Source organism: Mesorhizobium sp. M0715, assembly GCF_040320355.1.
Classification (GTDB): domain Bacteria; phylum Pseudomonadota; class Alphaproteobacteria; order Rhizobiales; family Rhizobiaceae; genus Mesorhizobium.
This window is the reverse complement of sequence record NZ_JAMYPL010000016.1, coordinates 31201-43493: the sequence shown is the minus strand read 5'-3', so window position 1 is coordinate 43493 and position 12293 is coordinate 31201. Positions and strand designations below refer to the sequence as shown.

15 protein-coding genes, 1 other RNA gene and 3 pseudogenes are annotated in these 12293 nt (G+C 61.6%); 12 read left to right on the top strand and 7 right to left on the bottom strand.

The features are described from left to right. Positions 1 to 2: 2 nt before the first annotated feature. From NKI21_RS19315 to NKI21_RS19305, 3 genes are all read right to left on the bottom strand, one after another. A complete protein-coding gene (locus NKI21_RS19315; protein WP_127260259.1) occupies positions 3 to 200 on the bottom strand; it encodes a DUF4169 family protein in 198 nt (65 codons plus the stop codon). Positions 201 to 216: 16 nt separating this feature from the next. Beyond that, a complete protein-coding gene (locus NKI21_RS19310) occupies positions 217 to 759 on the bottom strand; it encodes an SspB family protein (protein WP_128306087.1) in 543 nt (180 codons plus the stop codon). Positions 760 to 877: 118 nt separating this feature from the next. Further along, positions 878 to 1567 (bottom strand): TetR/AcrR family transcriptional regulator, encoded by a 690-nt coding sequence (locus NKI21_RS19305; protein WP_013531017.1) that lies wholly within the window; start codon positions 1565 to 1567, stop codon positions 878 to 880. 188 nt (positions 1568 to 1755) lie between these two features. Here NKI21_RS19305 and NKI21_RS19300 point away from each other — a divergent pair, with 188 nt between their 5' ends. Further along, a complete protein-coding gene (locus tag NKI21_RS19300; protein WP_352442267.1) occupies positions 1756 to 2961 on the top strand; it encodes a multidrug effflux MFS transporter in 1206 nt (401 codons plus the stop codon). A gap of 70 nt (positions 2962 to 3031) precedes the next feature. Further along, a pseudogene (locus NKI21_RS19295) lies at positions 3032 to 3130 on the top strand (hypothetical protein); the annotation flags it as partial. Between the two features lie 37 nt (positions 3131 to 3167). On the opposite strand, the pseudogene NKI21_RS19290 reads toward NKI21_RS19295, so the two are convergent. After that, positions 3168 to 3613 (bottom strand): annotated as a pseudogene (locus NKI21_RS19290) (AAA family ATPase); the annotation flags it as partial. Between the two features lie 112 nt (positions 3614 to 3725). Then, positions 3726 to 4085, bottom strand: a transfer-messenger RNA (tmRNA) gene (gene ssrA / locus NKI21_RS19285). Positions 4086 to 4255: 170 nt separating this feature from the next. Here ssrA and NKI21_RS19280 point away from each other — a divergent pair. The 4 genes from NKI21_RS19280 (at position 4256) to NKI21_RS19265 (ending at position 6309) form a co-directional block, all read left to right on the top strand. Beyond that, positions 4256 to 4567, top strand: a complete 312-nt coding sequence (locus NKI21_RS19280) for a DUF2853 family protein (RefSeq protein WP_023813086.1) — start codon at positions 4256 to 4258, stop codon at positions 4565 to 4567. Positions 4568 to 4724: 157 nt separating this feature from the next. Then, entirely contained in the window at positions 4725 to 5519 is a 795-nt protein-coding gene (locus NKI21_RS19275) for a thymidylate synthase (protein WP_109668127.1), read from the top strand. After that, positions 5516 to 5935, top strand: coding sequence for a hypothetical protein (locus tag NKI21_RS19270; protein ID WP_352723419.1), 420 nt, complete (start codon positions 5516 to 5518; stop codon positions 5933 to 5935). Before NKI21_RS19275 ends, NKI21_RS19270 begins: the two co-directional genes overlap by 4 nt. Continuing rightward, positions 5914 to 6309, top strand: a complete 396-nt coding sequence (locus tag NKI21_RS19265) for a hypothetical protein (RefSeq protein ID WP_155930600.1) — start codon at positions 5914 to 5916, stop codon at positions 6307 to 6309. The genes NKI21_RS19270 and NKI21_RS19265 overlap by 22 nt, the downstream gene beginning before the upstream one ends. Positions 6310 to 6331: 22 nt before the next feature. Here the strand turns inward: NKI21_RS19265 and NKI21_RS19260 are convergent. Beyond that, positions 6332 to 6534: pseudogene (locus NKI21_RS19260) on the bottom strand (TOBE domain-containing protein). Positions 6535 to 6683: 149 nt separating this feature from the next. On the opposite strand from NKI21_RS19260, the gene modA reads away from it, so the two are divergent. The 4 genes from modA to NKI21_RS19240 all read left to right on the top strand — a co-directional run bounded on the left by modA (position 6684) and on the right by NKI21_RS19240 (position 9723). Further along, positions 6684 to 7478: a molybdate ABC transporter substrate-binding protein gene (modA, locus tag NKI21_RS19255; protein ID WP_352866795.1), complete on the top strand. Its 795-nt coding sequence runs from the start codon at positions 6684 to 6686 to the stop codon at positions 7476 to 7478. Positions 7479 to 7493: 15 nt separating this feature from the next. Beyond that, positions 7494 to 8198 (top strand): molybdate ABC transporter permease subunit, encoded by a 705-nt coding sequence (gene modB, locus NKI21_RS19250; RefSeq protein WP_127293102.1) that lies wholly within the window; start codon positions 7494 to 7496, stop codon positions 8196 to 8198. After that, entirely contained in the window at positions 8195 to 9307 is a 1113-nt protein-coding gene (modC, locus tag NKI21_RS19245) for a molybdenum ABC transporter ATP-binding protein (protein ID WP_352866791.1), read from the top strand. The genes modB and modC overlap by 4 nt, the downstream gene beginning before the upstream one ends. A 74-nt stretch (positions 9308 to 9381) precedes the next feature. Next, complete coding sequence (locus NKI21_RS19240) at positions 9382 to 9723, top strand: winged helix-turn-helix domain-containing protein (protein WP_095087111.1); 342 nt, start codon at positions 9382 to 9384, stop codon at positions 9721 to 9723. Between the two features lie 29 nt (positions 9724 to 9752). Here NKI21_RS19240 and cobF read toward each other — a convergent pair whose 3' ends face one another. Then, positions 9753 to 10553 carry a precorrin-6A synthase (deacetylating) gene (cobF, locus tag NKI21_RS19235; RefSeq protein WP_352866787.1) on the bottom strand — a complete coding sequence of 267 codons (801 nt, stop codon included), beginning with the start codon at positions 10551 to 10553 and terminating at the stop codon, positions 9753 to 9755. 206 nt (positions 10554 to 10759) lie between these two features. Between cobF and NKI21_RS19230 the strand changes: the two genes are divergently transcribed. Next, positions 10760 to 11761 (top strand): DUF4424 domain-containing protein, encoded by a 1002-nt coding sequence (locus tag NKI21_RS19230; protein ID WP_352866784.1) that lies wholly within the window; start codon positions 10760 to 10762, stop codon positions 11759 to 11761. Continuing rightward, complete coding sequence (locus tag NKI21_RS19225) at positions 11761 to 12279, top strand: dihydrofolate reductase (RefSeq protein WP_352442874.1); 519 nt, start codon at positions 11761 to 11763, stop codon at positions 12277 to 12279. Before NKI21_RS19230 ends, NKI21_RS19225 begins: the two co-directional genes overlap by 1 nt. The last annotated feature ends 14 nt before the right edge of the window (positions 12280 to 12293 follow it).

Here is a 12293-nt window from a genome sequence, read left to right as displayed (position 1 = left end):
GCTCACTGGTCGTCTTCGGCGCCGGATGGCTCGCGGCGGTGCCCAGCGACGAAATTTTCGGCCTTGTCGGCGACTATGCGGTCGCGTTGCTTCTCTGCCTTGGAGCGACCGTACAGTGCCCGGTTCTGTTCGGCGACGCGCACTTTCTCGTCCCGCGCCTTCTGCTTGCGAGCCTGGCGGAGATTGACGATGTCAGCCATGGCGTGAACCGCAGGCCTATTTCTTGCGGAAGGCGTCGAGCGAGACCACTTCGGCGCCCTTGGTGCTGGCGTCCGCCGCTGCGGGCTTCTTCTCCGCCTCGGCGGCAGCTGCCTTCTTCTCCGCCTTCGGCTTTTTCTCGGAGACGATGGTCAACGGCTCAGGCGAGGCTGGAGCGGCTGGTTCCTCGGCTGCCGCGCCATCCGTCTTGACGTCGAATTCGAGTTCGAAATTGACCGACGGATCATAGAAGCCGCGTACGGCCGAAAACGGGATTTCGAGCTTTTCCGGCACATCGGAGAAGGACAGGCCAACCTCGAAGCCGGTATCGGTCACCTTCAGGTCCCAATACTGGAACTGAATGACGATGGTCATCTGCTCGGGATAGCGCTCGCGCAGCCGCGAAGACACGCGTACGCCCGGCGCGCCGGTCAGGAAGGTGATGAAGAAGTGGTGGTTGCCGGGGAGGCCGGTGCGCGCGACCTCGGCCAGGACCTTGCGCATGACGCCGCGCAACGCCTCCTGGGCCAGAATGTCGTAGCGGATGTGGTCGTCGGCCATGTGGCGGTCGGGTTCCGTTGAATCGTCCGCATAGCTGTAATCAAGCTTGAGGGCGGCGTAAACCGCATATAGATCACCCTCGCGCGGAAGCGAAGACTATTGCCAGCGATTTGATCGCTCAGGCGCTGGCGAGCGCGCTTTGCTTTTCGGACGATGCCGCGGACCGGCGCTTGCCGAAGGCGCGCAGGAAGGTGCGCACGCCATTGGTCGCGGATTGCAGCACCTCGTCCTCGCGCGGCGAGCCGCCAAGCATGAAGGTGGTCTGCAGTTCGGCATTGACGAGGCCAAGGAACTGGCGCGCCGCCACGTCCGGGTCCTCGATCGTGAGGTAGCCGCCATAGGCGAGGCGGGCGAAGCGGGCGGCGATTGCCGGCCATGTCCTGCCCGGTCCCTGTTCGCGCCATTCAGCAAACAGTTCGGGATAGCGCTCGCCTTCGGTCTGGATCAGCTTGCGCAGGAATTTTCCGTCGCGGTTGCAGATGCAGTTCTGGTTCAGGCGCACGGCAAAGCCGATCAGATCGGCTTCGAGATCCCCCGGCTGGTCGGGGAAGGTGGCAATGGTGGCGAAGATGCCGGCATTGCAGCGTTCGGTGAGGTCACGGACCACGGCGACGAACAGCTTCTCCTTGTCGCCATGATGGTTGTAGATCGTCTGGCGCGAAACGCCGGCTTCAGCCGCGATCAGATCGATGTTGGCGCCGGCGAAACCTTCGCGGCAAAACACGGTGGCTGCGGAGTCGACGATCGACAGGCGCTTGGCCTCATGGCCGCGTGGCGGGAAAATGTCAGGAGAAACGTGCAGCTTCATAAAAAACTATATAAAGGTGATTGACGATTTAGACAAGAGTGTCTAAATTTGTGGACACAAGATAAAGAGATTTCGCGTGAGAGAGACGAATGGAATTCGCTCTTGAGGTGTCGGAATCTCACGGGATGGAACGTCCTAGGTTAGACGTCGCGTGGCGGCGGCAACCAGATTTGAAAGAAGCCTTTATCATGAGTCCCAAATTCCTCCGCATCGCGGTCGTGCTCGGCTTGTTGTCCGCCATCGGCCCGTTCGCCATCGACATGTATCTGCCCGCGCTGCCGTCGATCGGCGCGGATCTGCATGCCAGCACCGCTGCGGTGCAGATGAGCCTGTTGATCTTCTTCCTGTCGATGGGGTTTGGCCAGATCGTCGTCGGGCCGATTTCCGACATGGTCGGCCGCAAGCTGCCGCTTTATGGCGGTCTTGCGCTGTTCATGGTTGGCGGCATCGGTTCGGCAATGGCGCCGACCATCGAATGGCTGATCGCTTTCCGTTTCCTGCAAGGGCTTGGCGCCAGCGCCGGCATGGCCGTTCCGCGCGCCATCGTGCGCGACCTGCACACCGGTAATGAGGCCGCCAAGCTGATGTCCTTGCTGATGCTGGTGTTCTCGGTGTCGCCGATCCTGGCGCCGCTGACCGGCAGCGTGATCATCGAGAATTTCGGCTGGCGCGCCGTGTTCTGGACGGTGACGGGCGCGGCTCTGCTGGCCACCATCCTTCTGGCGACTTCGCTCAAGGAGACGCGGCCGGTGGAAGATCGCGCCGGGTCCTCCTTCGGCACCGCGCTGTCGGCCTACCGCTTCCTGATGGGTGATCGCAACTTCCTCGGTCTGACGGCGATCGCCGGCTTCGGCATTGCCAGCTTCTTCGTCTATCTGTCGAGTTCGTCGTTCATCCTGATCGACCATTACGGGCTGTCGCCTTCGGTCTACAGCGTGTTCTTCTCGATCAACGCGGTGGCCTTCATCGGCATGTCGCAGATGACGGGGCTGCTGGCCGAGCGCTTCGGCCTGAGGCGCGTGGTGCGCGTCGCGGTGACCGGCTATGCGACGACGATGGTGGTGCTGTTCGCGGTAATGGCGACAGGCATCGACCGGCTCGACGTGATGGCGGCGCTGCTGTTCGTCGGCTACGGCTTCCTCGGCCTGGTCATTCCGACCACCTCGGTGCTGGCCATGGAAGAACATGGCGAGATTGCCGGCACCGCTTCAGCGCTGATGGGCACGCTGCATTTCGCCATCGGTGCGCTCGCCATGGGTGTCGCAGGCGTGTTCTTCGACGGTACGCCGCTGCCGATGGTGGCCGGCATCACGCTGTGTGCGGTGATTTCCTTCACGCTGGCCAAGGTCACGCTCGGCCGCTCGCGCGAGGTTGCCGAGGCACCGGCGGAATAAGCAAACAAATGAAAAAGGCCGGGTTCTGAACTGACCCCCGAAAGTTGGACACAACCTTCGGGGGTTTTGCATGTCCAAATACAGCGAGAGTTTCAAGCGCTCGGTTGTCGATAGCTATTTAGGCGGGGATGAGAGCTGCGCGAGTGCGGCGTCGATGCATGGCGTTGATGCGGCCACTGTTCGCAAGTGGGTTGCGTTGTACCAGGCGCATGGTGGGTACGCTCGGCCTCCTCAAGCGTCTGCTTTCTCTCCTCATCCTGCGCGAAGATCTCCGGCCAAAGCGGGGCGACAAAGATGCGCTGATGATAGCGGAAGCGCTTGGCTGCGGCGCGGGCGTGTTCGGGTAGCGGCAGGCCGCTCAGCCTGAGGTAAGCGCGTCCGGAACGCCGCGATCGAAAAAAACAGGACGCCCGGTCTGTTTTCGCGCAATTTGATACGAGCGCATCTCCCATGCCAGCATCAACTCGGCGAACAGGGCGCGATCACGCCAGGGCAAAGCGGATCCGCCAATGGCGGACTGGTCGCGGATAATGCCGCGCCCGGCTTCCACCGAGGTGGCAAAGCCTGCGTGGCGCAGGGCTTCGATCAGGGTGGTCTTGCCGGATCCGGGACCACCGGTCAGCACGAAGAATCGATCGGAATCGTTTTGCATGTTTTGTCCATAGAGACGGGCACGCGGCGGTGCGCCTTCGCGGCTCATAGCCGTTGGACGGACCGGCCAGCGGGAGCTGCCGTTGTGCGTAGCGCATGTTGAGGAGGGGAGAAGTGGAGGTTTCTGTTGCCAGGTACCTCCGAACCCCGCCTAGAAGTGCGAACCTCTAGGGCTTGATTTGAAGCTGTCGCACCGCTTACGCGGCGAGACGTGCTTCCGCATAGTTGTCATTTGCAACTACAGGTTTAGCCCGATGACGGTGGTACCATGCCGGGCAAAAGTACGATCTTTACACCTTCGTCGATCCTATTTCGCCCCCAGCAAAAACCGCTCTGTCATCAGCAGCGGCTTTTGGTGGAGGCGCCGGGTACCGCCCCCGGGTCCGAACGGCTTATTTCATCGCCCATTTATCGCCATAGTCGGTCAAGCCGACAAACCGAATATAGGGGGCCATCGCAAGAAATGGAAGGCCGCAATGGCACTTTGTCCCCCTGACAAAACCGCAAGTCCAAAGGGTTGACTTGGGCGCGGTCTCAACCGAAGCTTTGCCCCGGTGAGGAGTTACCGACCTAGCGCACATGTTGCAGCAGCGCGCCACAGCCCTCATCGATCGGATCCGTGGCGCCGACGAGGGGAATTTTGATGGCCGACTATCTTGCAGACGTGAAGAAATACGATGCCGGCGCCAGTGCTGATGCGGTTGAAAAGATCGTCAAGCACCTGGGCATCGCGCTCAGGAACCGCGATTCCTCGCTGGTATCCTGCACCGACCCGAAGGAACTCGGGCGTGTCAGGGACAACTGGGTCGCCAAGAAGCTCGGCATCAGCGATGCAGCGAAGGCCGATGCATCCATCGAGAAGACTTGCAAGGCAATGGCTGCCGACAACACCAAGAGCCGGGTGACTTTCTACTACCTCGTCGCGAAGGACCTGGGCAAGCTCGGCTCCCTCTGACGACCGCGCTTCAATTCGCAGGGCTGGCGCGGTCCATGCGCCAGCCCTGATGTTGTTGGGGACTGGCGGGCTTCGGGCAGGGCTTGCGCTGCTTTGTGGTGTTCGATTGTCTGTCCGTAAGCTATGATGGCTGGACAACCGAATCGAGCCGGAACCGATGCGCCAGTATCTCGACCTCCTGCAGCACGTGCTGGACAACGGCGCCGATCGCGGCGACCGCACCGGCACCGGAACCCGCTCCGTCTTCGGCTACCAGATGCGTTTCGACCTGGCGCGCGGCTTTCCCGTCACCACGACCAAGAAGTTGCATCTCAAGTCGATCATCCATGAGCTTCTGTGGTTCCTGGCCGGCGATACCAACATCAAATACCTCACCGACCATGGCGTTTCGATCTGGGACGAATGGGCCGACGAGAATGGCGATCTCGGCCCGGTCTACGGCAAGCAGTGGCGTTCCTGGCCGGATGGCCATGGCGGCTCGATCGATCAGATCGCGAATCTCCTCAAGGAGATACGCAAAAACCCTCAATCGCGGCGGCTGATCGTTTCGGCATGGAATCCAGCCGAGGTGGAAGCGATGGCGCTGCCACCCTGCCACTGCCTGTTCCAGTTCTACGTTTCGGAAGGGCGGCTCTCCTGTCAGCTTTACCAGCGGTCGGCCGATATCTTTCTCGGCGTGCCGTTCAACATCGCGTCCTATGCCCTGCTGACCCTGATGGTGGCGCAGGTCACCGGGCTGAAACCCGGCGATTTCGTCCACACGCTTGGCGATGCGCATCTCTACTCGAACCATTTCGAGCAGGCGCGCGAACAGCTGCGGCGCACGCCGAGGGCGCTGCCGACGATGTGGATCAACCCCGAGGTGAAGGACCTGTTCGCCTTCCGCTTCGAGGATTTCCGGCTGGAAAACTACGTCGCCGATGCATCGATCAAGGCGCCGATAGCGGTATGACGCTAGAGCGGACCGCGCTTCAAGCCATAGCCAATGCGAAGCTGCAAGACGCAGAACTTTTGTTTCAGAACGAACGCTATTCGAATGCTTACTATCTTTTCGGGTACGCTGCGGAAATTGCCATCAAGTCACGAATTTCGCGGCTTTTTCAGCCGGATACCATTCCTGATAAGAAATTCGTCCAAGACATTTACAGCCATGACCTCAACCGGCTTGTGGCGTTGGCTGGCTTGTCTGTGGATCTTACCGAAAGCCGGACGGCGTCGCCTGTATTCGATGGCCATTGGTCGGCGGTCTCAGATTGGAATGAAGCTTCGCGTTACGATATGATAGATGTGTTCGAGGCGACGGCCATGCGAAACGCGATGGTCGACGAAGAGCAAGGAATATTCAGATGGCTTCAGGATCGTTGGTAAGGATCGACATCGACGCCGGCATCAACCTAATTCGTGCTCTTGATGAAAAGGGATTCGGAGTTGCAGCTGCACTATGGTTGTACAACAGTGACGTCGACAATTGGCGCATGATTATCGCCTATCGCGGCCCACGAAAGGATCTCGAAAAAAAATATCTCGATGCGGCAACCATTGCTGCTGACTGGCGCAAGGCACGTCCACAAGAGCCTATTTTAGATCTTAGCAAGGTGAAGATCACATCAGCGGACGACCGGCTCATCGCCGGCTTGGGTATCGCCATGCGGGTTGATGGTCTAGGTGAGGTGCGATTTTCTCACAACACCATCAATGGCATCTATGTCGAAGATGCCTTGATCCATAGGCTTGCGGCCTAAGCCCAATAAATTAGGACAGGCCCTAGTCGATGCCTACCATCACGTCCGAGGCCTTGACCACGGCATAGGCCTGCTTGCCCTTTTCGAGCTTGAGATCGGCGACGGCCTCGTTGGTGAGCGAGGCGGTGACGATGGCCGCCGCCAACGCCGATCATGACATGCGAGGTGGTGGCTCCTTGACGATCTCGGCGATCGTTCCCCGGAGGGGATGTTGCGGGCACTGATCTTTCCAGGGTTTCTTTGCCGGTCTTTCCAGGACAATTGGTGTCGTACGGACGCTTTCAGGGGGCGCCGGGCCTTCCCTTGTTATATTCATGCGGATATATCGGTCGGAGACTTAGGGCTGACTAGCTTTCAAACCGAGGAGAGTTCCCATGCTGCGCAAAGGTTTTGGATCGAGGGCGATCGCCATTGGCGGCTTCGCTGCGGCGCTGATGGCAGTCGTGCCGGCAGCACATGCGGAAGACAAGGTGGTGGTGTTTGCCGCGGCCAGCCTCAAGGACGCGCTCGACGCCGTGAACAAGGCCTGCGAGGCCGATGTCGGCGAGACGGCGACTGTCTCTTATGCCGCGAGCTCGGCGCTGGCCAAACAGATCGAGGGCGGGGCGCCTGCCGACGTCTTCATCTCGGCCGACCTCGACTGGATGAAATATCTCTCCGACAAGAAGCTGACCAAGCCGGACACCGAAGTGAAGCTGCTCGGCAATCAGATCGTGCTGGTGGCGCCGAAGGACTCGGCGGTCGAAACCAGGATCGAGAAGGGCTTCGACCTCGCCAAGCTGATCGGCGACGGCAAGCTCGCCATGGGCGATTTCAAGGCGGTGCCGGCCGGCAGATACGGCAAGGCCGCACTTGAAACGCTCGGCGTCTGGTCTTCGGTCGAAGGCAAGGTGGCGCAGGCCGAAAACGTGCGCGCGGCGCTGAAGCTGGTTTCGACGGGCGAAGCCGCCCTTGGCATCGTCTATGCCACCGACGCGCATGCCGAAAAGGGCGTCAAGGTGGTCGGCACCTTCCCGGAGGATTCGCACCCGCCGATCATCTATCCGGTTGCCCAGACCACCGATTCGAAGGACAAGGATACGCCGGCTTTCCTGAAATGCCTGCAGTCGGCCAAGGCGGCCGCGCTGTTCAAGGATCAGGGATTTACCGTGCTCGCGCCGAGCAACTGAGTTCCAAGGGGCACTATGAACTGGCTGCTGGACCTCACTCCCGACGAATGGAATGCGGTTCGGCTGTCCATCAAGGTGGCAACGGTGGCGATGCTCGCCAGCCTGCCGCCAGGCATCTTGATTGCGCTGCTGCTTGCCCGGGGACAGTTCTGGGGCAAGACCGTTCTCAACGGGCTGGTGCATCTGCCGCTGATCCTGCCGCCCGTGGTGACCGGCTATCTGCTGCTGCTCACCTTCGGCCGGCGCGGCCCGGCCGGCGCTTTCCTGGCAGAGCATTTCGGCATTGTCTTCTCCTTCCGCTGGACGGGTGCGGCGCTGGCCTGCGGCGTCATGGGCTTTCCACTGATGGTGCGGGCGATCCGGTTGTCGATCGAGGCGGTGGACCGCAAGATGGAAGCGGCGGCGGGAACGCTCGGCGCCAATCCGCTGTGGGTGTTTGCCACCATCACGCTGCCGTTGATTCTGCCCGGGCTGATCGCCGGCGCCATCCTGGCCTTCGCCAAGGCGATGGGCGAGTTCGGCGCCACCATCACCTTCGTCTCCAACATTCCCAATGAGACGCAGACATTGCCGTCGGCGATCTACACCTTCACGCAGGTGCCGGGTGGCGATGAAGGGGCGCTCCGCCTGACGCTGATCTCCATCGTCATCTCCATGGCTGCGCTGGTGGCTTCGGAGGTGCTGGCGCGGCGTGTCGGCCGGCGACTGGACATCGAATGAGCGTTCTCGTCGACATCAGTCATCGGCTCGGCGGTTTCGCCATCGACGCCCGCTTCGAAAGCGCTGGGCGGCTGACGGCGCTGTTCGGAGCGTCTGGGTCGGGCAAGACGACGCTGATCGACATGATTGCCGGGCTGATCCGGCCCGACAAGGGACGCATCGAGGTCGACGGCCGTGTGCTGGTCGATACCGGTGCCGGCATTTTCGTGCCGAAGCACAAGCGCCGCATCGGCATGGTGTTCCAGGATGCGCGGCTGTTCCCGCATATGAGCGTGGCCAGCAATCTGCGCTACGGCCGCTGGTTCACGCCGCCGGCGGAGCGCTACGCCGGTATCGATGCCGTCGTCGACCTGCTCGGCATCGGGCCGCTCATGAACAGGCGGCCGGCAAAGCTCTCGGGCGGCGAGAAACAGCGCGTGGCGATCGGCCGGGCATTGCTTGCCAGCCCCAGACTGCTGCTCATGGACGAACCGCTGGCCTCGCTCGACGAAGCGCGCAAGGCCGAAATCCTGCCCTATGTCGAAAGGCTGCGCGACGAGACGAAAATCCCGATCGTCTATGTCAGTCATTCAGTCGCCGAAGTGGCGAGGCTGGCCAGCGACGTGGTGATGCTGGCGCAGGGCAATGTCGTTGCCAGCGGGCCGACCGAGGCGGTGATGCAAAGGCTCGACCTGTTGCCGGCGGAGGAGCGCGGCGAGGGCGGCGCCGTGCTGGACACCAGGGTGCTGCGTCACGACGAGACTTTCGGCATGACCGTGCTCGGCTCGGCCGCGGGCGAGCTCCGGGTGCCACAGCTGGCGATGAAGACAGGTACGCCGGTGCGCATCCGTATTCGCGCCCGCGATGTGATGATCGCCACCGAAAAGCCGAGGGGTCTCAGCGCGCTCAACATCCTGCCGGGGACCATTACCGCGATGAGCCCCGGCGAAGGGCCCGCGGTTGAGGTCGGTATCGACTGCAGTGGTGCAACCGTGCTTGCCCGCATCACCGAACAGTCGCGGCAGGCGCTGAAGCTCCATCTTGGCGGCAAGGTTTTCGCGGTGATCAAGACGGTGAGCTTCGATCGGGCGAACACCGGCGCCGGCCTGCCCGCAGAGGCGGATGGGTGATCCCGCTATGTCTTTTTGGAATAGCGGTTTCGCCAGGGAGCTTCTAGTATGAGGTTGGACCGCGGAGAGTAATGATGCCGTCGCTGAGCTTGCGGATAAATCTCGACCCCGACGGGCGCATCGGGCCGGGCAAGATCGAACTCCTGGAACAGATCGCCGCCTTCGGCTCCATTTCGGCCGCCGCGCGCGGCATGGAGATGTCCTACAAGCACGCCTGGGACCTGGTCGAGGACATGAACCGGGTATTCGGCAAGCCGCTGGTGGCGGCACAGACCGGCGGCCGCAAGGGCGGCGGCGCGCAACTGACGGCTGTGGGGCTGGCGGTGGTCAGCCGTTTTCGCGCCATCGAGCGTGCGGCGGCTGCGGCGGCGGCGACGCATATGGAGGCGCTGCAGGCGGAGATTGATGCGGGATAGGGTAGGCAGTAGGCAGTAGGCAGTACGGCCTATTCCTCTTCCCTGGGCTTTCGCAGCAGGTACGTATCCATGATCCAGCCTTTCATTCGGCGGGCGTAGTCGCGAACCTTTTCGATCTCCGCACCGACATCGCCGAGACGGCCCGAAATGAGGAGCTCGTCTGGTGTGCCGAGATAGGCGCCCCAGTGGATGATCAGATCCTTGTCGTCCAGCGTGTTGAAGGCGCATTTGCCGTCGAGCAGGACGACCGCGCTGCCGGCATTGTCCGGCATGCCTTCCTCGGTCAGGCGGCGGCCTGTGGTGATGAGAACGGAATCGCCGATGCGGTTCAGCGCCATCTTGTGGCTGGCGGCAAGCGCCTGGACAGCGGTGATGCCGGGGATCACCTCAAGCTCGAACGCCACATTTCCTCGCAGGCGCACGCGCTCGAGGATGCGTAACGCGCTGTCATAGAGCGAAGGATCGCCCCAGATCAGGAAGGCGCCGCAGCCGTCGCCTGCAATCTCGTCGCGGATCAGGCCTTCGTAAATGGCGGCGATGGCTTCATGCCAGTCATCGACGGTCGAGCGATAGGGGGGGGCCGGCCCATCTTCTACTGGCCCATCTTCCATTGGCAGATCGCGCACCGGCACGTCGAATTCAACGCGGCGCGACTTCGGGTTGGTGACGAAGCGGTCGCATATCCGGCGGCGCAGTTCGGCCAGCTCATTTTTTTTCGCGCCCTTATCGGGAATGAACAGCACATCCGCCTGGTTCAGGCCTGATATGGCCTGAACGGTCATGTGGTCGGGATTGCCGGCGCCGATGCCGATGACGAGAAGCTTGCGCATGGGCGAACTCCTGCCCGATCGGAACCTGTTAGTCCAGACCGCGCTGGCGCGTGTCCAGATCGCGCTGGCGCGTGTCCAGACCCCTGCTGGGTGTCCAGACCGCTTGCTCCAGACCCTTTTTGGTGCGCTAGCGGATGCGGAAGGGCTTTGAAACGCCACATTGAAACGGCTAGGGTCCTGCAAGCATTCTAGCCGAGGGGGCTTCCATGTTGCGATATGTTCTGACCGCCGTGCTGGCCCTGTCGGCTGCGCCCGTATTTGCCAATGATTCGGTTGCCGAACTTGGCACTGGCGGCCTGATCCTGTCGCGCAGCGATGCCGTGGCGATGCAAAGCGAGGACCTTTTCATCTCGCCTGAAAAGGTCACGGTCGACTATGTCTTCCACAACAACACCGATCGCGATGTCGAGGCCATCGTCGCCTTCCCGATGCCCGAAATATCGGGCAATCCCGAAGAAATCCCGGCGATTCCCGAAAACCAGAGCGACAATTTCCTCGGCTTCGAGGTGACGATCGACGGTGCCGCCGTCAAGCCGCAGCTCGAGCAGAAGGTGTTGGCGCTAGGCATCGACATCAGCGCAGAGCTGAAGGCGCAAAACGTGCCGTTCTATCCATTCGGCGATGCGGCGAAGGCGGCGCTGGCCAAGTTGCCGCAAGCGGTTGTCGATGACTGGGTCAACCGCGGCATCATCATCGAGGACACCGGCAGCGACGGCACCGAGACGACCAAGGTCTACACGCCGTTCTGGCAATTGCGTTCGACCTACTGGTGGCGCTCGACCTTTCCAGCCAACAAGGACGTTCATGTTTCCCACCATTACAAGCCGAGCGTCGGCGGCACGTCTTCAGTCAGCTTCTTCTACGACGGCAAATTCCAGGGTCAGTATGCGGCCTACAAGGCCCGCTATTGCATGGACGACACATTCGAAAATGCGGTGCGCAAGGCGGCCAAGGACGACCCTGACGGCTACCCCAAATATGTCGAGAACCGCATCGCCTATATCCTGACCACCGGCGGCAACTGGGCCACCGGCACGATCGGCAAGTTCAAGCTGACGATCGACAAGGGCAACCCGAAAGCCCTGGTCTCGTTCTGCGGCGACAATGTCAAAAAGACCGGACCGACGACCTTCGAGATGACGGCGGGTGATTTCTACCCTGAGCGCGACATCGACATCCTGATCCTCGAGCCAACGGACGACAATTGATGCATGTCGCAATCTACGTTGCCATCGCCGAGAACGGCGTGATCGGGCGGGACGGCGGGCTCCCGTGGCGGCTCTCCACCGATCTCAAGCGCTTCAAGGCCGATACGATGGGCAAGCCCATCATCATGGGCCGCAAGACCTATGAGGGCATTGGCCGGCCGCTGCCGGGCAGGTTGAACATCATCGTCACCCGCGACAAGACCTGGCGCGCCGAGGGCGTAGAGATGGCACATTCGCTCGAAGCCGCGATCCAACTGGCGACGGAGCGCGGGCGCCGCATGGTCGGTGTGGACGAGGTGTGCGTCATCGGCGGCGGCGAAATCTATGCCCAGGCCATGCTTCTGGCCGATCGGCTGCATGTCACCCATGTGCTGGCAGCGGTCGAAGGCGACGCGCATTTCCCGCCGATCGATCCTGATTCCTGGCGTATTGTCAGCTCGCACGACGTCCCGGCCGGGGAAAAGGACAGCCACCCGACGCGCTATTCGGTTTACGAGCGGCGTCGAGAGAGACATTGACTGAAAAAAGGGGC